This window comes from Acinetobacter sp. A2, assembly GCF_048537555.1.
GTDB lineage: Bacteria > Pseudomonadota > Gammaproteobacteria > Pseudomonadales > Moraxellaceae > Acinetobacter.
This window is the reverse complement of sequence record NZ_CP183239.1, coordinates 215,816-237,129: the sequence shown is the minus strand read 5'-3', so window position 1 is coordinate 237,129 and position 21,314 is coordinate 215,816. Positions and strand designations below refer to the sequence as shown.

Below are 21,314 nucleotides of genomic sequence, written 5' to 3'. Positions count from 1 at the left end.
CTGATGAGAGTTTATGAAGATTATTCAACAAGCAACTTATGGTCAACACGATGCACAGATTCACCAGCGTGAATACCTGTATCGCGGGTTTATTCAGGTTGAGAAAGTCAGCCTGAGCCATCGCTTGTTTAATCAAACCACCTATACCCCAGTCCTTCAGCGTGAACTTATTCAACGCCCTGAAGCGGCTGGGGTACTCATTTATGATGCCGCACAACAAAAATTTGCACTGATTGAACAGTTCCGCATTGGTGCAATTGACGACAGCGACTCGCCTTGGCAATTGGAAGTGATTGCAGGGGTACTGGATGGCAATGAATCGCCTGAAAGCTGCATTCGTCGTGAAGCCTTAGAAGAGTCAGGCTGCGAGCTGCAACAATTACAACATTTATTTAGTTTTTACCCTTCTGCAGGGGCATGTGCAGAGTTGTTCCACTTATATAGTGCGAATACCACGCTACCACAGGAAGGTGGCGTTTTTGGAATGCCAGATGAGGGAGAAAACATCCAATTACATATTATTGATTATCAGGACATTCCTGACTTACTGACCAATGGTCGGCTAAAGAACGCACCTGTCATTATGGCATTGCAATGGTTACAACAACAGATTAAAACCGTAAAGGATGTCTAAGGGGTCAGGCATGACTTTATTCCCAAATACACACCAGCCAGAGCGCTGGACCATTGTACAAATTTCAGATACACATCTCATGGATCAGGATGATTTAGAGTTTGTGCACATGAATCCTGAACACAGTTTTCATGCGGTCATGCAGGATATTACACAACAATACCCGCAGGCCGATGCAATTTTTCATACTGGCGATTTAGCACAAGTGCCTGTCGCTGCGACATATCAGCGCTATTTAAAATTTATGCAGGCATTAAATATTCCGCATTATCAAATTCCTGGCAATCATGATGATGCCGAGGTCTTCCCTTTTTATGTAAAATCCAATCAAGTCCATGCGATTGAACTGGGTAACTGGTGCGTGATCTTGCTGAATACAGCCGTCAAAAACCGTGTCGATGGATGGATGGATGCAGCACAGTTACAACAATTAGATCAGGTTCTGCAACAACATGCGCATCAGTATGTGATCATTGCCTGTCATCATCATCCTTTTGATATGCATTCACACTGGATTGATCAGCACAAGTTAAAAAACACTGAAGATTTAATTGATGTGTTGGCGCGGCACAGTCAAGTCAAACTGGTGCTGTGCGGTCATGTGCATCAGGACTCGCTCAATGAATGGCAAGGGATTCAGTTTTACTCAACTCCATCGACCTGCGTGCAGTTCAAACCACACAGCCAACACTTTGCTTTAGGTACAGAAGCCCCGGGTTACCGTGTGTTACATTTGAATGCAGATGGCAGTTTTAGCACTCAGGTGCATCGGGTTGAGCATATCGTGCAACAAATAAATTTTGAAATTTCAGGTTATTAACTTTTCATTTTATTTCTTTTGCTTTACTTTATGCCTTCAACGAAAAATGCGATAACACATCCAAACATCAAAGACTATCCATAATCAAAAAAAGTCTATATGATGACGTCCCCCGAAGATCGAATATTGTTCTTTGGGAGTGGATAAAAACACTTGCATATCACCATATTTTTCGCGTACCAATCGTACGCATATGATGAGGAATGCCCTACATGGCGAATGACAACCAAAATCAAGTCTTGGACGAACAAACAGATCTTGTAGAAGAAAAAGCTACAAAACGCGTGCGTAAGGCAAAGCCAAAGGCTTTAGAGGGCGGTTCTACAGCTAGCTTATTTGGTATTGCACCTTATCAGCCTAAAAAAAATGAAGAATACATGTCTGAAGGACAACTCGAGCATTTCCGTCAAATTCTCATGGCGTGGAAAGAAGAGTTAATGTCAGAAGTTGACCGCACTTTAAACACTATGCAAGACGAAAATACAGCCTTGCCAGATGTAAACGACCGTGCGACTCAAGAAGAAGAGTTTGCAATTGAGTTGCGTACTCGTGACCGCGAACGTAAATTGATTCGTAAAATTGAACAATCTATTGAAGCGATTAAAAACGATGACTATGGTTTTTGTGAAACTTGTGGTGTCGAAATTGGTTTACGTCGTTTAGAAGCACGTCCAACTGCAACGTTATGTATTGATTGCAAAACTTTGGCAGAGATCAAAGAGAAGCAAAACAACGGTTAATCGTGACTGTTGAGAATTACCTAGCCGAACACAGTTCGGAGCTTGAGCAGCAGCGAAACGATGTTTCGCTCACTCGCTACACAGGTCGGTTTGCGCCATCGCCAACCGGCCCTTTGCATTTTGGCTCACTCATTACCGCAGTAGCCAGTTATTGTGATGCCAAAGCTCAGCACGGCAAATGGCTCGTCCGCATTGAAGATACCGATATTCCTCGTATCTACCCAGGCAGTGAAAGCCATATTTTGCGCTGCATAGATGCTTTTCAATTTAAACCTGATGCTGAAATTATTTTCCAGAAAGATCGTCTTGAGCTTTATGAAGCCGTATTACAACAGTTACAGCAACAAGATTTAGTCTATGCCTGTCAATGCACCCGTAAAATGCTTGGCTCTAATCATATTTATGCAGGTACCTGCCGTAATCTAGGGCTAGATTTTGCAGAACAAGCCATTCGCGTTAAAGTGAGCGATCAGGACATCTATTTTCAAGACCGTTTACAGGGTCAACAATGTTCCAACCTAACGCAAGACTTGGGAGATTTTGTATTGAAACGGCGCGATGGCATTATCAACTATCAATTGGCGGTGGTGGTGGATGACTATCTGCAAGGCATCACGCATGTGGTTCGAGGTGCAGATTTGCTGGACAACACCGCACGACAAATTTATTTGGGGCAATTGTTAGGCTATCCACGCCTTAATTATATGCACTTGCCTTTAGCCATGAATGCGCAAGGACAGAAACTGTCTAAACAGAACCTTGCTCAGGCTTTGGACTTAACCCAAGCCTCACAATTGCTACAGGCTGCGTTTACTGCGCTAAATCAGCCCCCAATCACCCTAGACACGCCAGCACGTATGTTGCTGCAAGGCATTCAACAATGGGATGCATCTCGTATTCCTGTAGGCACTACGTTACACGGTTGCTACTTATAAAATTCCAGATTCGTTTATGCTCAAAGTCACATTCACAGATTTAGGCAGAAGCATCTATGTTTTTTATTTTTGGTGTAGGGCCGAAAACCAAAGTCGTGGAAAGCAATCAGTTTACTTGTCCTGTTTGTCGTACCCACAGCAGATATGAATTAAGACAACGGCGGCAATATTTTTCTTTATTTTTTATTCCGCTTTTTCCTGTGTCGAAACAGCAGAATGCTACGGTGAAGTGTTTACATTGTGGAACTGAAATGCCGAGCATGGTGCTAAACCATGCTCAGCCGAATTCTGCTAAAGAGATGAATCTAGAAGCTTAAGACTAGAAACTAGATTCTTCACGGCTTGGATTGGTTTCATGGGTCGAGGCTTCAATTTTCAGAATTAGACTCACCATGACTGCGCACATAATCAAAGATGAACCACCATAACTAATGAATGGTAGCGTCAGACCTTTGGTTGGCAACATGCCCATATTCATGCCCGCATTCACCATAATCTGCAACAAGAAGATGATGCTGATTCCATACGCCAAATAGCCTGCACGTAAATATTGGTTTTTTAGGGCACGATGACCAATTTTAATACAAGAAACCAGCATCGCAAAAGACAGGCTGATTACCACAAAAATACCCAAAAAGCCGAACTCTTCACCCAACACAGCCAACATAAAGTCTGTGTGCGCTTCTGGTAAATAGGACATTTTCTGAATACTGTGCCCTAAACCTACACCAACCCACTCACCACGACCAAATGCCATTAAAGCGTTAGATAACTGATAGCCAACACCCAAAGGGTCATTCCACGGGTTTGAGAACGACATTAAGCGTTCAAAGCGATACGGCTCGAACACCACTAAAAACACAAAGGCGGCAATAATTGCCCCGAAGGCAATCCCGAACTGAATTAACGGTGCACCTGCCAAAAAGAAGACGCCCAGCATGGTCAAGGCAATCACCACAGTAGCCCCTAAGTCTGGCTCTGCAATCACCAAACCAACGGTCACGGCCATAATCACCGCAAGACGTACCAAGCCTTTAATATTGTTACGCACTTCTTCGGCACGTCGCACCACATAATCTGCAGTAAATATGGCCATCATGACTTTGGCGACTTCAGAGGCTTGTAAGGTAAATCCTGCAACCCGAATCCAGCGTTTAGAGCCATTAACCTCAGTACCAACCACCAAAACTGCAATCAATAAGGCAATGGTGACAATCCACAGAAAAAAGGTATTGTTAAACCATGTATTCAGCGGCACTTTATACACAACAAAAGCAGCAACCAAGGCCACCACAATCGAAATACCATGGCGGAAAACATAGTGAAAAGCATTTTCATGCATACGCTCTGCATAGGGCATCGACGCCGATGCCACCATAATCGAGCCAATACATAACAATGCCAATACACTAAAAATCAGCACATTACGCACATTTATTTCCGCAGGCAGTTTTGGCAGCCAACGGTCATAGACCTGATTGAGTTTATTGATTGTTGTCTGAGCCAAGCCAGCCATATCTCATCCCTTATTGTTGTTATACCAGCGCGTTAACATAAGCAACGAACTTGTGACCACGTTCTGGATAGCCCGAGAACATATCAAAACTTGCACATGCAGGTGACAATAGCACCACATCATGCGCTTGTGTATGTTGTTGGCAAATTTCGACTGCCTGTTGTAAGGTCTCTGCACGCAAAAGTGTGGTCGTACCCGCAATTACAGCTTCAATTTGCGGTGCATCCTCACCAATCAACACCGCGAGTTTGGCATATTGCTGCAAGGAAGCACGCAGCGCAGTAAAGTCCTGCCCTTTGCCTTGCCCACCTAAAATAATGGCGACTTGCCCACCTTGAGCCTGAATTGCAGCACCCAAGCCATCCAAAGCCGCCAAAGTCGCACCAATATTGGTGCCTTTAGAATCATTATAATAACGCACCTCATGCAAGGTTTTGACAAATTCACAGCGGTGTTCCAAACCTTTAAAAGTTTTCAGCGTTTCCAACATGCTTGCCATAGGTAAACCAATCGCTTCACCCAAAGCCAAACAAGCCAAGGCATTGGCAATGTTATGCGTACCTTGAATATACATTTCGGTACTTTTCAATAAACGCTCACGCCCACGTGCTAGCCACATGCTGCCATCATCATCTTTTAATAAACCGAATTGGTTTAGGTCAGGCGCATTTAAGCCAAAACTTTGCATTGGGGTTTGATCGGGTACTAACGGACGGCTCAAGGCATCATCACGGTTAAACACCACTTTTTTGACACCTTGGAAAATACGATGTTTGGCAGTGTGATAACCCAGCATATCGCCATGGCGGTCTAAGTGATCTTCACTCATATTCAGCACCACCGCCACTTCTGCATTTAAATTCGATGTGGTTTCTAGCTGAAAACTGGAGAGTTCCAATATATACAGCTCAGGATCATCTTTAATCAAATCCAACGCAGGACGGCCTAAATTACCACCCACAGCTACCTTTTTACCCGCCTGCTCTGCCATTAAACCAATTAACGTGGTCACGGTACTTTTCGCATTTGAACCAGTAATAGCCACAATAGGTTTGTCGGTTGCACGACGTAATATTTGAATTTCACTCACCACAGGAATACCCTGCGCCATGGCAGCCTGAATTTCAGGTAATTTTGGGTCTAATCCAGGGCTAATCACAATTTCTTCTGCAGACAGCAATAAATCCTGATCAAACTCCCCAAAACGAGTTTCAACCTCGGCTGGAATTTGATCATGTCCTGGAGGTGTGGGGCGAGAGTCTGTCACAGCAACGCGGTAACCCTGATGATGTAAGAAATTAACGGCTGCAACACCCGAAATACCAAGCCCTGCAACGACTTTTAATCCACCACGTTGTATTAACATTTTTGCCCCATTTTGTGCGGTAATTTTGAAACTGACAAAATGGTAGCACTTTGCTGTTTTGAATGCTTTTTCTGTTTGCAGTTTCTGCAAATTTTTTGTGTCAGTGCGTAAAAAAACCGTCAGATCGCTGACGGTTTTTTAAAACATCTCAGTAAAGTTGGACAGATGTGGCTATTTCCATTTCACTGCTTGGACTTCAACTTTCTTTTCGGTGGGTTGATCTTTGCTGTCACATCCACAACTGCCACCACAACCTGCCACTGCCGCAGGCTTCAACCACTTTGCCAAACCATGCCAACCTTTTTCTGCGCAGGAATTGGACAGTTTTAGAAAAACTGCGCTAGAAGCCTTGGGAAAGACTTTTTTAAAAACCACTACCGCACTCCACAGTACCAGTGCAGCAACAATCAGAATTTCAATCATGTTCGTCTTCTCCTGTGAAACCTAAAATAGCCTTAACCCAATAAATATGAGGCTGTTTGATAAGTCAGGAATGACATAAAGTAGGCCAAACCAAATAAATACACCGTCATAAAACTGACTGTACGCCATGAACCTGTTTCACGCTTTACAGTAGCCAAAGTCGCCAAACAATGCGGTGCATAAATAAACCACACCAACAATGACAAACCTGTCGCCAATGACCAACCAAGCTCACCACCGCCACTAATTAAAGCGGCCAAACCTTCGGACATGGCATCCTCATCAACTGCAGACAAGGCGTAGACTGTACCCAATGCTGCCACGACTACTTCACGTGCTGCCATGGCAGGAATCAAAGCAATTACAATCTGCCAGTTAAAACCAATGGGTGCAAAAATTGGCTGTAACACATGCCCCAACATCCCTGCAAAGCTGTAATCAATCGCAGGCATGGTCGCGCCTTCTGGCGGTTGTGGGAAGGTACACAAAAACCATAGCAAAATAGACAGCGCAAAAATAATGCCACCGACACGCTTTAAGAAAATTTTGGCGCGATCTAGCAAACCAATCCACACACTTTTTAGGTCTGGAAAACGGTAGCTTGGCAATTCCATTAACAACACGTGTTCAGATTTGTCTTTTTGCAAAAATTTGAGCACAAACGATACGCCCAAGGCACTTAAAATGCCCGCCATATAAAGACCGAATAACACCAAACCTTGTAAATTAAACATGCCCCAAACGGTTTGATTTGGAATGAACGCCGCAATCAATAAGGCATATACTGGCAAACGTGCGGAACAAGTCATCAATGGCGCAACCATGATCGTGGTTAAACGATCACGTGGATCAGCAATGCTGCGGGTGGCCATAATCCCTGGAACTGCACAGGCAAAACTGGACAACAAAGGAATAAAGGCACGACCACTCAAGCCTGCACTAAACATCAGCTTATCTAGTAGGAATGCAGCGCGGGGCAAATAGCCCGATTCTTCTAAAATCAAAATAAACAGGAACAAAATTAGAATTTGTGGCAAGAACACTACCACACCGCCTGCACCTGCGATAATGCCATCTACAATTAAGCTGTTCAGCAAAGGATGTGAGATATTTTCCCCAAGCACCTCGCCTAACCAGCCAAAGAAGCTTTCAATACCATCCATAAATGGTGCAGCCCAAGCAAAAACAGCTTGGAATACAATGAACATCATCACGGCAAGGCTTACCAAGCCAAACACAGGATGCAGAAAAATTTTATCTAGAAAGTCAGAGCGTTTGTCTTCTTCATCTACAAACTGCACCACATCATGCAAAATGGTTTGAATACGTTGGTGCTGGCTGCCTTTTAAGCCTGTCAATTCAGTCTGTGGTACCGAAAACTTACCCAAATCCAACGCATTCATTAAATTTTGAATACCTGAATCACGCACCGCAACGGTTTCCACCACAGGCACACCCAAACGCTCAGATAGCTTTTGCGTATTAATTTGCATTCCGCGGCGGCGTGCTTCATCCATCATGTTGAGCACCAATAAAATTGGACGTCCCAACTCAATCATTTCAAGTACTAAACCTAGATGCAGTTTCAGGTTGGTCGCATCGACCACACACAAAAATGCATCTTGCTGACCTTCTTCAGCAATTTTGCCCTGCACTACATCACGGGTAATGGCTTCATCTGGGCTGGTGGCTTCTAGGCTGTATGTACCTGGTAAATCCAGTACACGTACCGCCTGCCCCGAAGGCAAGTTGAACTGACCCACTTTGCGCTCTACGGTAACACCCGCATAGTTTGCAACTTTCTGACGCGTCCCTGTCAAATGGTTAAATAAAGAAGTTTTACCGCAGTTTGGATTCCCTACAAGTGCGATACGTAAGGGATCACTCATGCAGTTACTCCCTGTTCAATTTCAACGCGATCAGCTTCCACTTTGCGCAAGGCAAAACGGGTAAATCCCACCTGAATTAAGATCGGATCTCCACCAAAAATACCTTTGGTAATCACCTGCACAGGCGTTCCAGGCACAAAGCCCAACGTTTCTAAGCGATTCGCAACCAAATCATTTAGGGATGTTCCACCATCGGCAGTCCGAAGTACCTGACGAATGATGGCTGTTTGTTTTGCTTTGAGTTCTGACAAACGCACCGTAAAATTCCTATACTATTTTGCCCATTATATACGCAAATGAGAATAATTAACAAATAAGGTCAACTTACATTTAATGGTTTTATATCACATCGACAGGCTTACTGAATTGGATTAGAGTAGGAAATAACTATGCTTATTATCGATTTCCCCAATCAACATTGGGATTTTTCATGTGATCACTATGCTGAACAAAAAACCGCGTATTCCTGCTGCAATTCAAATTCCAGAATCCCTGAGTTTTTTGGAAGGCTATCGCAATGATTTAATTGCACAAAGTGTGAGCCCACATACACGTAATGCCTATTTATCCGATTTAATTCAGTGCAGCGAATATGTCAGTAAACCCATGCCAGACTGGCAACATGATGATATTTCTGATGTGTTGATTGCGCTGACCAAACAACAGAAAAGTCCACGCTCGATAGCACGCTGTCTTTCTGCCCTGCGCTCTTTTTACAAATTTTTAAGAGAACACAAACTACGTTCCGACAACCCTGTTGCAGCACATAAAACACCTAAGTTAGGTCGTGCTCTACCCAAAGACTTGTCCGAAGCCGATGTCGATGCATTGATTCAAGCACCGAATATTCAGACGGCCTTGGGCTTACGAGATCGTGCCATGCTGGAAGTCCTGTATGCCTGCGGTTTACGTGTCACTGAATTACTCAACTTGCGTCTAGACTTGATTAACCTCAAACAAGGTTATTTACGCATTGTGGGAAAAGGCAATAAAGAACGCTTAGTACCCATGGGGCAAGTCGCATGTGAATGGATCGAGCAATATTTAACAGAATCGCGCCCACAACTGTATAAAACCGCCACAGATTATCTATTTTTAACGCAGCATGGCGGCATTATGAGTCGCCAGAACTTCTGGTACGCCATTAAACGCTATGCCCTGCAAGCAGGCATTCAGGCCGAGTTATCGCCACACACCTTAAGACATGCATTTGCCACCCATTTGCTGAATCATGGTGCAGATTTACGTGTGGTACAAATGCTGCTCGGACACAGTGATTTATCTACCACACAAATTTATACACATGTGGCACAAGTCCGTATGCAGCAACTACATGCCCAGCACCATCCACGGGCTTAAAATCAAAAACGACGCAGAAGTTTAACGATCACGACTATTTTTTGTTATGCTAACGCTCTATTTTTTACGCCAACAAGAAAGGGTTGTTTATGACATTTACCCGCTCAACACTTTTGATTGCCTGCTCACTTGCCAGTGCTTTTGCAATCACCGCTTGCTCAAATGCCAATAACGAAGACAAAAAGCAAACTACGCTCACCGCAAGTGCTCCCGCTACAGGTGAAGCATCGACTCTAATTGAACGCAATGCACAACAACGTCTAAGCACGACCTTGCAGCAACATTTTAAAACTGCAGGCATCAGTGCCAAAATTACCGATATTAAAGCCACTGAAGTACCCAACCTATTTTGGGTCAGCCTAGAAGGCATGTCTTCAGTCTATGCCACCAGTGACGGCAAATATATTATTCAAGGTGACGTAATTCGTTTAGGCGACAAAGAACTGCACAACGTCAGTGAAAACCTGCAAGCAGGCGTGAACAAAAAAATCTTTGCTGAATTAAAGCAGGAAGATTTACTGGTCTTCCCTGCCAAAGGCAAAACCAAACATGTAATTTATGTCTTTACCGATGTCAGCTGCCCATATTGCCATCGTCTACATGAACAAATGGATGAAATGAACGGCAAAGGGATTGAAGTCCGTTACATTGCTTGGCCACGTGGCGAACAGCACATGCCAAACATGGAAGCGATCTGGTGTAGTGAAGACCGCCATGCAGCCTTTAATGCGGTTATGAATGGTGCAGCAATTGCCCCTGCCAACTGTAAAAACCCAGTTCGTGCTCAATATCAACTGGGTTTAAATATGGGCGTAAATGGCACGCCCGCAATTTATAATGCTGAAGGCGTTTATTTGGGTGGCTATTTGTCTACTTCAGAATTGGTGAAGCGTTTAGAAAACTAAAAATACGCAGTTTTTGGGATGTTTCATCTTGGTCATAAACTAAGATGAAGCGTCCATAGAGCCAATATAAATAACGAATTTTTATCTGTGATTTTACTTTTTTTTATATACAAAAGATAAGTGAGATCTGCCCTAGAGTCAGCGCGTTTTTTTAGCTATGATCTAAACTCGCTTAAAGTTGATTAATATGGAGTGTGACGTGAAACCAGTTCGTCTGGCAATCCTCGGTCTTGGTACTGTGGGTGGTGGTGCCCTTAAACTATTAAAAGAAAATGCTGCTGAGATTAGACGTCGCACCGGTCGTGAAATTGAAATCACCTATGTGGGAACACGTCGTCCGCGTCCAGACCTCAACTTGCCAGAATCTGTCAAGCAAAGTGATGACTTGATGGACATCGTACGTCAACCCGATGTAGACGTCGTGGTTGAAGTCATGGGCGGTATTCACCCTGCGTATGAAGTCATCATGGAAGCGATGAAACACGGCAAACAAGTCGTGACTGCCAACAAAGCCCTGCTTGCAGAACATGGCAATGAGCTATTTAAAGCAGCAGAAGACAATGCTGTACAAATTGCCTATGAAGCAGCAGTTGCAGGCGGTATTCCAATTATTAAAGTAATTCGTGAAGGTTTGGCTGCCAACAAAATTGAATGGCTAGCAGGCATCATTAACGGTACTGGCAACTTTATTTTAAGTGAAATGCGTGAAAAAGGCCGTACCTTTGAAGATGTCCTGAAAGAAGCGCAAGAATTAGGTTATGCCGAAGCCGATCCAACCTTTGACGTTGAAGGTATTGATGCTGCACACAAACTGACCATTTTGGCTTCATGTGCTTTTGGTATTCCACTACAGTTTGACAAAGTCTTTACCGAAGGTATTGGCAAAGTCACAGCGCAAGATGTGAAATATGCAGAAGAACTAGGCTTCCGCATCAAACACTTAGGGATTGCACGTCGTACCGACAAAGGGATTGAACTTCGCGTCCACCCAACTTTAATTCCTGAAGAAGAATTGATTGCCAACGTCAACGGCGTAAAAAATGCAGTCTTGGTACAAGCCAATGCTGTTGGCCCAACTTTATATTATGGTGCGGGTGCAGGTGCAGGCCCAACAGCGTCTGCTGTGGTTGCCGATGTTGTCGACATTGTCCGTGATATTTCATATACCGAAGATGGTGCAGGTACGATTCCACAATTGGCATTTGAAGCATTAACCGACTTGCCAATTCTAAGCCGTGAAGAAATGACCACTGGCTACTACATCCGTATTAATGCTGAAGACCAAACTGGTGTTCTTGCCGATGTAACCACCATCTTAAGCCGTGCAGGCATCAGTATTGATGCCATCATGCAACAATCACGCTTAAAAGACCTTATTCCTATCGTGATTCTGACTGACCCAGTTCAGGAATCAAAAATGGATGAAGCGTTACAACAAATTCAAGCATTGCCAACCATTCATGGCGAAATTGTACGAATTCGTTTAGAATCGCTTGATAACTAATCGGGTGGAGGGGAATATTTCCCCTTGCCAAGCTCTACACACAATTGGAACATCATCATGTCGAATGCCAATCGTTATACTGGTTTAGTTGACCGTTATCGTGACCGTTTACCAGTGTCTGCAACTACACGTGCAATCTCTCTAGGCGAAGGTAACACGCCGCTCATTAAGCTTGAGAATATTCCACGCATTATTGGTAAAGATGTTGAAATTTATGTGAAGTATGAAGGCTTAAACCCGACAGGTTCATTTAAAGACCGTGGTATGACCATGGCAGTGACCAAAGCGGTTGAAGAAGGTTCAAAAGCCATTATCTGTGCATCTACAGGTAACACTTCTGCTGCGGCTGCAGCTTATGCTGCCCGTGCTGGCATTAAAGCATTCGTTTTAATTCCAGAAGGCAAAATTGCCATGGGCAAAATGGCACAAGCGATGATGTACGGTGCAATCACCATGCAAATTCGTGGTAACTTTGACGATGGTATGCGCCTCGTTAAAGAAGTGGCTGACCAAGCACCTGTAACGATTGTGAACTCAATCAACCCTTACCGCCTACAAGGTCAAAAGACCATCGCTTATGAAATTGTAGATGAGTTAGGTCGTGCTCCAGATTACCACTGCTTACCAGTAGGTAACGCAGGTAACATCACTGCTCACTGGATGGGATATACCGAAGCAGTTGCCAACCAACCTGCAGATCAATTCGAGCAGGTGGTATATGACGCAGCTACTGACAAATTCACAGGCCCAAACCCTGAAGGCCGTCCAATCATGGTCGGTTATCAAGCGTCTGGTGCTGCGCCATTCTTACGTGGTGCGCCTGTTGAAAACCCAGAAACTGTTGCAACTGCAATCCGTATTGGCAACCCACAAAGCTGGAACCATGCTAAAGCAGTGGTACGTGATTCAGAAGGTTGGTTTGATGAATTGACCGATGCCGAAATTTTAGAAGCACAACGTATGCTGTCTATGTATGAAGGCGTATTTGTTGAGCCTGCATCTGCTGCGTCTATTGGTGGTGCAATGCGCGACATCAAAGCGGGTAAAATCAAAGAAGGTTCTGTGATCGTATGTACCGTAACAGGTAACGGTCTAAAAGACCCTGACACAGCCATGAAACAATGTGCAGATGCTGTTATGTTGTCAATTGATGCCACCATGCAACAAGTAAAAGACTCGATTCTTTCAAATATGTAAAATTTGAAGTGTCATAAAAAACCCTGCTTTGGCAGGGTTTTTTCTTGTTTATATTTCTGTTCAGGTTTTTCAGCCTTAATCGTGAGAATCACACCATTAAAGCTGAATATTCGCTTAAATGCGTTTTGGCAACTGACTTGCCCAGCTCATTAAACGGGTTGCATCATTGGTGCGTGCTTGTGAAGTATCTGCACCCAAAAGCACCACCACTGCAGGACGGTTATTTAAAGTGGTGTGCATCACCACACAACGCCCTGCCTCATTGATATATCCTGTTTTAGACAGATTGATATTCCAGCCACCATTACGCACTAACGCATTGGTATTATTAGATTTCAAGACTCGATAACCCAAGTTAAAGTCATACGTTGGCGTCGTTGAGAATTGACGAATCAAACCATATTGCGAGGCAGTACTTACCAAAATACCCAAATCACGTGCAGAAGAAACGTTACGCGGGTCTAGACCTGTGGCTTCGGTAAAGCGGGTAGCATTCATGCCCAATTCACGTGCTTTAGCATTCATTGCTGCAACAAAGGCACTTTTTCCCCCTGGGTAGGTACGCGCTAAGGCTGCTGCTGCTGGGTTTTCAGATTTCATTAAAGCAAATAATAATGCTTCGGCACGGTTGAGCTTGTCACCCACACGCAAAGTCGAACTTGAGTTTTTGCCTGCAGCGCCTGCAAAGTCTATTGATTGTAAGGTAATTTGTTCAGACATATTCAAACGAGCATCTGAGGTGACCACTGCAGTCATCACTTTGGTCACTGAAGCAATTGGCAGTGCTACGTTGGTGTTTTTGCTGTACAGCACTTCACCAGTTTGTGCATCCATCACCAAAGCCGCGCGCGCATTGACAGAAGGCTGGCTGCTATAGGCAGAGGTATCTAAAATACGGACGGTTTTTGGCGTAGTAGACGCGGGTGCAACACCATTGCTGCTACGTACAGTTGTGGTAATTTTGGTTGAACCTGGCGGTGTAGGCTCTGCAACATAAGTGTCTGGTGTAGCCTGAGCGCTCGCACTGCTACTTGCTAGGTCACCATTTAAGAATTGACCGGCTTGCTCTGAAGACCAACTTAATGTCGCCTGACCGTCGCTCCCAGAGGAAGGATTGATGACAAGTTCAGCAAAACTGACAGAACTTAGGCTGAGCATCATAGATGCGATCAGCACATGCATTAACGACTTCTTAGAATTTTTCACGACTGCTTACTCAACTCAGGGAGGTAAGATACATTTGCGTATTACCTCAAATATGCCTTACATTTAATAAAAAATACAACAATGAATAGTTTTTGCCAGGATATTGTGCAGAACTTTTCATTCTGGATTAAGAATAGCATTGCTAATTTTGTCGTTTCATTGCAAGCTAATTTTGCTTTATGTAACAAAAAAGATGATTTTTTCAAAGGGAGAGTGTAGGTGATCACAGTTTTAGTAGTGGACGATCATGAATTGGTACGTACTGGGATTTGCCGTATGCTCGAAGACCATGCCGATGTACAGGTGATTGGACAGGCTGAATCTGGTGAAGAAGCGATTACCTTAGTACGTCAGCATCATCCCAATGTGGTGTTATTAGATGTGAACATGCCTGGCATTGGGGGTGTAGAAACCACGCGTCGCTTGTTGCAGACTGCACCCGACACTAAAGTTTTGGCGGTTAGTGGTTTGGCAGAAGAACCGTACCCATCTTTACTGCTCAAGGCGGGAGCAAAAGGCTACATCACCAAAGGTGCACCAGTGAGCGAGATGGTACGTGCCATCAAAAAAGTCATGCAGGGCGGCAAATACTTCAGTGCCGATATTGCCGAGCAACTGGCCAGTTCATACTTATCTGACACGCAACAATCGCCTTTTGATAGTCTGTCAGAACGTGAAATGCAAGTGGCAATGATGGTGGTGAACTGTATCAGCGCACAGGAAATTGCCGATAAACTCTTTGTCAGTGTAAAAACGGTGAATACCTACCGCTACCGTATTTTTGAAAAATTAAATATTGATAGTGATGTCAAACTCACGCACCTTGCGATTCGTTATGGATTGATTAAGCCTTAATCTTTACTGTGTGCTTGTTGTGCATTTTATCCGTGTATAAGACGATGACCCTATGCCAGATTTAAAACAACATTCTGAGTTAAATCAGTATCATCTTGGCATGTGGTATGGTGCGTATCGGCTTTTAATTGCCTTTTGTTTACTGCTGATTACCCTACTCACCTTTCAGCAGCTTGGTTCACAGTATCAACATCCTGGTTTATATCTGTATACACTGGTCTGCTATTTTGTGTTTAGCTGTGTGCAACTGATCAGCTATAAATATATTCCCTTCAAAAGCAGCCAACAACTGACTCTATTTTTTGCGGTTGATATTATTGCGCTGAGTAGCCTGACTTTTGCAACCGATGGACCCAACCTCTATTTAAGTTTATTGTTTGTGATCACGATTTTTGCGGCATCGTTATTGCTGCAAAAACGTAAAGCCTTAGCCATCACCCTCATTGCCATGATTATGGTGATTTACCAACATTTTGTTGGCAGCTTACTGGCCTTTTCTTCACTGAATAATATTGGTCATAGTGCCCTGCTGGCATTTTTATTTTGGGTGGTCTATGGCAGTGGCCGTATTGCGGTACGACGCTTTCAGCTGTTAGAAAATCTCAACTTTTCGCAATCTTTAGAACTGCACCGCCTACAAAATATTAATCGGTATATTTTAGAACAAACGGAAATGGGTTATTTGGTGCTAGATGAAAATTGTCATGTGGTTTTAAGCAACCCTGCGGCCTGTTATTTATTGGGTATTCCTGCACAATACGCACACTCAACCTATCCACTGTATAAAATTCAGCCCGATTTATTTGATCTGTTCAAATTTGACCAGTTACAAGATGGTGAAAAATTTCAGTTTGAATCACAACTCAGCAATTTTCACGTGCATATTCAGGTGCAAAAACTCAAAGTACCGCATCAAACATTAACCTTATTGGCACTTCAGGATGGACAAAAAATAAATCAACAAGTCCAGCAACTCAAACTGGCGGCCTTAGGGCAATTATCAGCCAGTATTGCCCACGAAATCCGTAATCCACTGGCTGCCATTGTACAGGCCAATACGCTCCTCAGTGGCAGTGACGCAGCACAACAACAATTGTTGTCCGGCATGATCAGTAAACAAGCGGCCCGGATTGATAAAATTATTCACGACACCTTAAGTATGGTGAAAAACAAACAAACCACACCTGTAGTGATTCAGCTAAACCAATTTTTGCCGCAACTCATTAGGGAAGATTTACCCGATGCTGCCAGTAAAATTCGGCTGCAACTTGAAAATCAAATCAGTATTCTGTTTGATGAATTACAGTTACGCCAAGTGCTAATAAACCTGATTCGCAATGCCATTCGACACAATTCAGCAGATCAGCAAGCCATAGAAATTCATGCATATCATCAAGCAAGTCATATTTACATTGATGTACAGGATTTTGGCTCAGGGGTTGCCAGTCAGGATATTCGCTATCTGTTCCAACCATTTTTCAGTACCGAAATTAATGGAACTGGTTTAGGATTATATTTATCACATAGTTTTTGCGAAGCCAATCAAGCCAAGCTAAGCTATGTAGAACAAAAACAAGGGGCATGTTTCAGAATTAAATGCCAATGCCCACCCGCGATTTAGTCTTTATTTAACGATGTAGTTTTTGTGTTGTTTTGGGGAAAATATGCACGCTGTTCAACCTTTGGTTTTATTGGTCGATGACGAAGAAGACCTTTGTACTCTTATGCAAATGACTTTGGCTCGCATGGGCATTCAAACTCATGTGGCCTACCGTCTGGAACAAGCGAAACAGCGTTTGGCTGAACATCATTATGATGCTTGTTTAACCGACTTAAACCTACCCGATGGCAATGGTATACAACTGGTGGAATTCATTGCAGAGCAATATCCCAATTTACCCGTAGCCGTGTTAACAGCTTATGGCAATATGGAAATTGCAATTGCGGCATTAAAGGCGGGTGCATTTGACTTTGTTAGCAAACCAGTTAATCAGATGCATTTGCAGCAACTCCTTGAAAAAGCGCTAAATAAGCCGTTTGATAAAGCCGAACCAAACAGCCAAGATCAACTCGAATACAAAATGTTGATTGGGCAATCTTTGCCTATTCAGCAATTACGCAGCACCATCAAAAAAATTGCCCGCTCGCAAGCGCCTGTGTTTATTACAGGCGAATCAGGTACAGGGAAAGAAGTAGTTGCCAATTTGGTACACCGTTTAAGTAACCGCAATGAAGGGCCATTTATTGCAATTAACTGCGGGGCAATTCCAACCGAGCTCATGGAAAGCGAGCTGTTTGGGCATAAAAAAGGCAGCTTTACAGGCGCAACCCAAGACAAACAGGGTTTGATTCAATCTGCACATGGTGGCAGCTTGTTCTTAGATGAAATAGCCGAGTTGCCACTGAGTATGCAAGTCAAACTGCTGCGTGCGGTTCAGGAAAAACGGATTCGTCCTGTCGGTTCAGACACCGAAATTGATGTCGATTTTCGTGTGATCAGTGCCAGTCATCAAGACTTAGAAAGTTTGGTTCAGCAAGGACGTTTCCGTCAGGATTTATTTTTCCGTATTCATGTGATGGATTTGGTTTTGCCTGCCCTGCGTGAACGTGAACAAGATATTTTATTACTGGCAGATCACTTCATTCAAAAAGTCGCACAAGAATGGGATATTCCTGCTAAACAGCTCACCCCACGGGCCCAGCAATTTTTACTGGAACAATACTATCCTGGCAACGTGCGTGAATTACGCAATATTATTGAACGCGCCATGACCCTGAGTGATGATGCCGTCATTGATCTACAACACCTGCAAACTGCGCCATTACGACAGTTTAGTATGGAAACTAGCACTGAGACTCCGTCATCCTCAGACACAAATAACACACTCATGTCAGATGCGATGCCAACAGGACGTAAACTGCCAGAAGAAGGTTTAGAAGCTTATTTAGAAAAAGTGGAAAAAGATATTTTACTGAATGCCCTGAATCTAACCCACTGGAACCGCACCTTAGCCGCAAAAAAACTGGGGATGTCTTTCCGTTCTTTACGTTATCGTTTGAAAAAATTTGGGCTTGATACTGAAGATGAATAAGCACTATTCATCTTCAAACTGTATGCGTTGTAATTTGTGAATGACCAATGATCGTATTAACGACGACTGAGCAACAAGTTTGCCACATGCTCTAAATAGGCATCCTCTTTCATCTCTGCAGTTTGGATATATTGCTGATTCGGCTGAATCCCTACGCCTTCAATCATTTGATCGCGTGGGGTGTAGTAATGCGAAACCGTCATTTGCAAGGCTGAACCATCGCTGAGAGGAAACAGCTTCTGTACCACACCTTTGCCATAGCTTTTTTCACCCATGACCCAAGCTCGTGCGTGATCTTTCAAAGCAGCAGTAAAGACCTCTGCGGCCGAAGCCGAACGCTGATTAATCAGTACCCCTACTTTTAAATTTTGAAATTCAAAACTTGGTAATGCCTGAAATTGCTGATCGCCCTCAGAACGACTTTTGGTCGATACAATCACACCCTGATTTAGAAATAAATCGGCAGATTCTACTGCAGCAGACAACAAGCCCCCTGGGTTATTACGCAAGTCAATCAATACAGCTCTTAAACGTGGTGTACTATGTTCTTCAATTAAGCGTTTGATTTCATTAGCAGTATCTTGCTGAAACACGCGGACCTTAAGCAACAAGACCTGATTCGGAAGCATTTGTGCCTGAATATCAGTTTCCACTTTTTTGTTGCGCACCAATAACATAGAGGGCTGATTGGCCGCACGCTGTACACTTAAAGTCGAACCTACTGAACCTGTGAGCAAGTTATTGACCTGCTCTGCAGTGAGTTTTCTTAATTCCTGATCATCAATTTTGAACAGGCTATCACCATTACGCAGTCCTTGTTTGGCAGAGTCTGCATCGGTATTTAAGTTCTGAATTACCCACTGCTGCTGGGCCATTTCATAACGTAAATTAAAATCGACCGAAGCCAAATCGCCTTCGGTATATTGTAGAAGCTGTTTATATTCTTCTGCAGTTAAATAACGCGAATAGCGGTCTAAACCGCTCACCAAGCCACGAATGGCTTGCTGAAATAAGGCATCGTCACTTTTTTCAGTCACGTAGTTGTCTTTGACTATGCCATAAATTTGTACAAACTCCTGAATCGCCTCGACAGGCACATCTACATAATCCTGTGCCTGTGTTGGCCCATCCAGCTCTAACTCATCAGGTGCAGCCCAAGTCTGGGAATGACCAACCCACAACAGCAATGTCGTCAATGCCAATGCATAAATTTTGTGAGCCGTCATTCCATCACCAGTCTGAGGTTATGCCTGTAGGCAAATTAAGTTACGACCTTGCATGTCTGCAGGGACAGGCAATTGCATCAAATTCAGTAAAGTTGGCGCAACGTCTGCCAACACACCACCTTCTGCAATAGTCGCCTGTGTTGGGCCTACATAAATGAATGGCACCAATTCAGTCGTATGTTGCGTGTGTACCTGACCACTGTCATAGTCTTGCATTTGTTCAACGTTACCATGGTCAGCAGTAATAATCATGTGACCCTGTTTCGCCATCACCGCTTCATAGACGCGACCCAAGCAGGTATCGACCGCTTCAACCGCTTTCACTGCAGCATCAAAAACACCAGTATGACCGACCATATCGCCATTGGCATAGTTCACCACCAACAAGTCATACTCACCTGAATTGATTGCAGCAACCAGTTCATCGGTCACTTCATAAGCACTCATTTCTGGTTTTAAGTCATAAGTTGCCACATTTGGTGATGGAATCAGGATGCGTTTTTCACCCGGATATTCATCTTCACGGCCACCACTAAAGAAGAAGGTCACGTGTGCATATTTTTCAGTTTCGGCAATACGCAACTGGGTTTTACCTAAGTCTGATAAGTACTCACCAATTGAGTTTTTCAAATCTTCTGGCATATACGCCACAGGCGCAGCAATACTGGCTTGATAACGGGTCAACATCACAAATTTAGACAATTGCGGCACAACTTTTCGCTCAAAGCCAGCAAAGTCCTGTTCCACAAAGGCTTTGGTTAATTCACGCGCGCGGTCAGCACGGAAATTCATGAATACCACGCTGTCGCCATCTTGAATCTGGGCAATTTCACCAATACGAGTGGCTTTAACAAACTCATCGCTTTCATCTGCTGCATAAGCCGCTGCCAAGCCCTCTACCGCAGTTGCAGCAGTACGCACTGCCTCACCTTCAGTGAGTAGACGATAGGCTTGTTCTACACGATCCCAACGGTTGTCACGATCCATTGCAAAGTAACGGCCAATTAAGCTAGCAATACGCCCCTGACCTGGATATTGTGCAAATAATGCATCCAGTTTTTCTAAAGAAGGCTGTGCGCTTTTGGGTGGTGTATCACGACCATCTAAAAAGGCATGTAGATACACTTTTGCACCACGTTTAAGTGCCAATTCTGCCATCGCCACAATGTGATCTTCATGCGAATGCACACCACCTTCAGACAATAAACCCAAAATGTGCACTGCACCGTTAGCAGCTTTGGCTTTTTCTACAGCATCCACCAACACCTCATGCTCAAAAAAAGCACCTGTGCGGATGTCTTTGGTAATACGGGTAAAGTCTTGGTATAACACGCGCCCTGCGCCCAAGTTCATGTGACCCACTTCAGAGTTGCCCATTTGACCATCTGGCAGGCCAACATCTTCACCAGAACCAGAGATCAAACCATGCGGATGCTTTTCCTGCATAGCAGTCAAATTTGGTCGTTTCGCTGCTAAAAACGCGTTGTCTTCGACCGCTTCGCGATGACCCACACCATCCATAATCACCAATACGTGAGGGATTTTGCCAGCAGTTGCATCCGCCATAATCAATACTCTTTTTCGTCTACAAATTAATCATGCTATCTTAACGAATTTTGCGTCAAGACTCTATGTTCAGAAGATGGT

General features: G+C 43.9%; 20 protein-coding genes. 12 read left to right on the top strand and 8 right to left on the bottom strand.

Annotated features, from left to right (window positions below):
* The first annotated feature begins 13 nt into the window (after positions 1 to 13).
* The 5 genes from ACNS8M_RS01050 (at position 14) to ACNS8M_RS01030 (ending at position 3,446) form a co-directional block, all read left to right on the top strand.
* Positions 14 to 634 (top strand): NUDIX domain-containing protein, encoded by a 621-nt coding sequence (locus tag ACNS8M_RS01050; RefSeq protein WP_168418389.1) that lies wholly within the window; start codon positions 14 to 16, stop codon positions 632 to 634.
* A gap of 10 nt (positions 635 to 644) precedes the next feature.
* Entirely contained in the window at positions 645 to 1,454 is an 810-nt protein-coding gene (gene cpdA / locus ACNS8M_RS01045; protein WP_168418387.1) for a 3',5'-cyclic-AMP phosphodiesterase, read from the top strand.
* Positions 1,455 to 1,666: 212 nt separating this feature from the next.
* Positions 1,667 to 2,194, top strand: a complete 528-nt coding sequence (gene dksA, locus ACNS8M_RS01040) for an RNA polymerase-binding protein DksA (protein ID WP_168418386.1) — start codon at positions 1,667 to 1,669, stop codon at positions 2,192 to 2,194.
* A gap of 2 nt (positions 2,195 to 2,196) precedes the next feature.
* Complete coding sequence (gene gluQRS / locus ACNS8M_RS01035; RefSeq protein ID WP_419225032.1) at positions 2,197 to 3,129, top strand: tRNA glutamyl-Q(34) synthetase GluQRS; 933 nt, start codon at positions 2,197 to 2,199, stop codon at positions 3,127 to 3,129.
* Positions 3,130 to 3,185: 56 nt separating this feature from the next.
* Positions 3,186 to 3,446, top strand: coding sequence for a zinc-ribbon domain-containing protein (locus tag ACNS8M_RS01030; RefSeq protein ID WP_168418384.1), 261 nt, complete (start codon positions 3,186 to 3,188; stop codon positions 3,444 to 3,446).
* 2 nt (positions 3,447 to 3,448) lie between these two features.
* On the opposite strand, the gene ftsW is transcribed toward ACNS8M_RS01030, so the two are convergent.
* From ftsW to ACNS8M_RS01005, 5 genes are all read right to left on the bottom strand, one after another.
* Complete coding sequence (ftsW, locus tag ACNS8M_RS01025) at positions 3,449 to 4,645, bottom strand: putative lipid II flippase FtsW (protein WP_168418382.1); 1,197 nt, start codon at positions 4,643 to 4,645, stop codon at positions 3,449 to 3,451.
* A 19-nt stretch (positions 4,646 to 4,664) separates the two neighbouring features.
* On the bottom strand, positions 4,665 to 6,011 hold the full coding sequence (gene murD, locus ACNS8M_RS01020; RefSeq protein WP_168460933.1) for a UDP-N-acetylmuramoyl-L-alanine--D-glutamate ligase: 1,347 nt from the start codon (positions 6,009 to 6,011) through the stop codon (positions 4,665 to 4,667).
* 171 nt (positions 6,012 to 6,182) lie between these two features.
* Positions 6,183 to 6,434 (bottom strand): DUF6587 family protein, encoded by a 252-nt coding sequence (locus tag ACNS8M_RS01015; RefSeq protein ID WP_168460934.1) that lies wholly within the window; start codon positions 6,432 to 6,434, stop codon positions 6,183 to 6,185.
* A gap of 32 nt (positions 6,435 to 6,466) precedes the next feature.
* Positions 6,467 to 8,323, bottom strand: a complete 1,857-nt coding sequence (feoB, locus tag ACNS8M_RS01010) for a ferrous iron transporter B (RefSeq protein ID WP_168541836.1) — start codon at positions 8,321 to 8,323, stop codon at positions 6,467 to 6,469.
* Positions 8,320 to 8,580 carry a FeoA family protein gene (locus tag ACNS8M_RS01005; RefSeq protein ID WP_168418377.1) on the bottom strand — a complete coding sequence of 87 codons (261 nt, stop codon included), beginning with the start codon at positions 8,578 to 8,580 and terminating at the stop codon, positions 8,320 to 8,322. Before ACNS8M_RS01005 ends, feoB begins: the two co-directional genes overlap by 4 nt.
* Before the next feature lie 184 nt (positions 8,581 to 8,764).
* Between ACNS8M_RS01005 and xerD the strand changes: the two genes are divergently transcribed.
* From xerD to thrC, 4 genes are all read left to right on the top strand, one after another.
* Positions 8,765 to 9,682 (top strand): site-specific tyrosine recombinase XerD, encoded by a 918-nt coding sequence (xerD, locus tag ACNS8M_RS01000; protein ID WP_168460937.1) that lies wholly within the window; start codon positions 8,765 to 8,767, stop codon positions 9,680 to 9,682.
* 89 nt (positions 9,683 to 9,771) lie between these two features.
* On the top strand, positions 9,772 to 10,587 hold the full coding sequence (locus ACNS8M_RS00995) for a DsbC family protein (RefSeq protein WP_168460938.1): 816 nt from the start codon (positions 9,772 to 9,774) through the stop codon (positions 10,585 to 10,587).
* A gap of 199 nt (positions 10,588 to 10,786) precedes the next feature.
* Positions 10,787 to 12,091 (top strand): homoserine dehydrogenase, encoded by a 1,305-nt coding sequence (locus ACNS8M_RS00990; RefSeq protein ID WP_168460939.1) that lies wholly within the window; start codon positions 10,787 to 10,789, stop codon positions 12,089 to 12,091.
* 57 nt (positions 12,092 to 12,148) lie between these two features.
* Positions 12,149 to 13,288, top strand: coding sequence for a threonine synthase (gene thrC, locus ACNS8M_RS00985; protein WP_104852917.1), 1,140 nt, complete (start codon positions 12,149 to 12,151; stop codon positions 13,286 to 13,288).
* A gap of 114 nt (positions 13,289 to 13,402) precedes the next feature.
* Here the strand turns inward: thrC and ACNS8M_RS00980 are convergent, their stop codons facing one another.
* Positions 13,403 to 14,494, bottom strand: coding sequence for a serine hydrolase (locus tag ACNS8M_RS00980; protein ID WP_168541838.1), 1,092 nt, complete (start codon positions 14,492 to 14,494; stop codon positions 13,403 to 13,405).
* A 219-nt stretch (positions 14,495 to 14,713) separates the two neighbouring features.
* Between ACNS8M_RS00980 and ACNS8M_RS00975 the strand changes: the two genes are divergently transcribed.
* The 3 genes from ACNS8M_RS00975 to ACNS8M_RS00965 are packed head-to-tail and all read left to right on the top strand — an operon-like array spanning position 14,714 to position 18,441.
* Entirely contained in the window at positions 14,714 to 15,349 is a 636-nt protein-coding gene (locus ACNS8M_RS00975) for a response regulator (protein WP_004975702.1), read from the top strand.
* A 52-nt stretch (positions 15,350 to 15,401) separates the two neighbouring features.
* Positions 15,402 to 16,970, top strand: coding sequence for a sensor histidine kinase (locus ACNS8M_RS00970; protein WP_168418369.1), 1,569 nt, complete (start codon positions 15,402 to 15,404; stop codon positions 16,968 to 16,970).
* Positions 16,971 to 17,013: 43 nt separating this feature from the next.
* Positions 17,014 to 18,441: a sigma-54-dependent transcriptional regulator gene (locus ACNS8M_RS00965; RefSeq protein ID WP_168541840.1), complete on the top strand. Its 1,428-nt coding sequence runs from the start codon at positions 17,014 to 17,016 to the stop codon at positions 18,439 to 18,441.
* A gap of 56 nt (positions 18,442 to 18,497) precedes the next feature.
* On the opposite strand, the gene ACNS8M_RS00960 is transcribed toward ACNS8M_RS00965, so the two are convergent.
* On the bottom strand, positions 18,498 to 19,667 hold the full coding sequence (locus ACNS8M_RS00960) for a S41 family peptidase (RefSeq protein WP_168525656.1): 1,170 nt from the start codon (positions 19,665 to 19,667) through the stop codon (positions 18,498 to 18,500).
* Positions 19,668 to 19,685: 18 nt separating this feature from the next.
* On the bottom strand, positions 19,686 to 21,233 hold the full coding sequence (gpmI, locus tag ACNS8M_RS00955) for a 2,3-bisphosphoglycerate-independent phosphoglycerate mutase (protein WP_168418366.1): 1,548 nt from the start codon (positions 21,231 to 21,233) through the stop codon (positions 19,686 to 19,688).
* Positions 21,234 to 21,314: the final 81 nt, after the last annotated feature.

Bases quoted from the DNA above. Each gene is read 5' to 3' on its own strand.
- ACNS8M_RS01050 (WP_168418389.1), top strand. From the start codon at position 14: ATGAAGATTATTCAACAAGCAACTTATGGTCAACACGATGCACAGATT.
- cpdA (WP_168418387.1), top strand. From the start codon at position 645: ATGACTTTATTCCCAAATACACACCAGCCAGAGCGCTGGACCATTGTA.
- dksA (WP_168418386.1), top strand. From the start codon at position 1,667: ATGGCGAATGACAACCAAAATCAAGTCTTGGACGAACAAACAGATCTT.
- ACNS8M_RS01030 (WP_168418384.1), top strand. From the start codon at position 3,186: ATGTTTTTTATTTTTGGTGTAGGGCCGAAAACCAAAGTCGTGGAAAGC.
- ftsW (WP_168418382.1), bottom strand. From the start codon at position 4,645: ATGGCTGGCTTGGCTCAGACAACAATCAATAAACTCAATCAGGTCTAT.
- murD (WP_168460933.1), bottom strand. From the start codon at position 6,011: ATGTTAATACAACGTGGTGGATTAAAAGTCGTTGCAGGGCTTGGTATT.
- ACNS8M_RS01015 (WP_168460934.1), bottom strand. From the start codon at position 6,434: ATGATTGAAATTCTGATTGTTGCTGCACTGGTACTGTGGAGTGCGGTA.
- feoB (WP_168541836.1), bottom strand. From the start codon at position 8,323: ATGAGTGATCCCTTACGTATCGCACTTGTAGGGAATCCAAACTGCGGT.
- xerD (WP_168460937.1), top strand. From the start codon at position 8,765: ATGCTGAACAAAAAACCGCGTATTCCTGCTGCAATTCAAATTCCAGAA.
- ACNS8M_RS00995 (WP_168460938.1), top strand. From the start codon at position 9,772: ATGACATTTACCCGCTCAACACTTTTGATTGCCTGCTCACTTGCCAGT.
- thrC (WP_104852917.1), top strand. From the start codon at position 12,149: ATGTCGAATGCCAATCGTTATACTGGTTTAGTTGACCGTTATCGTGAC.
- ACNS8M_RS00970 (WP_168418369.1), top strand. From the start codon at position 15,402: ATGCCAGATTTAAAACAACATTCTGAGTTAAATCAGTATCATCTTGGC.
- ACNS8M_RS00965 (WP_168541840.1), top strand. From the start codon at position 17,014: ATGCACGCTGTTCAACCTTTGGTTTTATTGGTCGATGACGAAGAAGAC.
- ACNS8M_RS00960 (WP_168525656.1), bottom strand. From the start codon at position 19,667: ATGACGGCTCACAAAATTTATGCATTGGCATTGACGACATTGCTGTTG.
- gpmI (WP_168418366.1), bottom strand. From the start codon at position 21,233: ATGGCGGATGCAACTGCTGGCAAAATCCCTCACGTATTGGTGATTATG.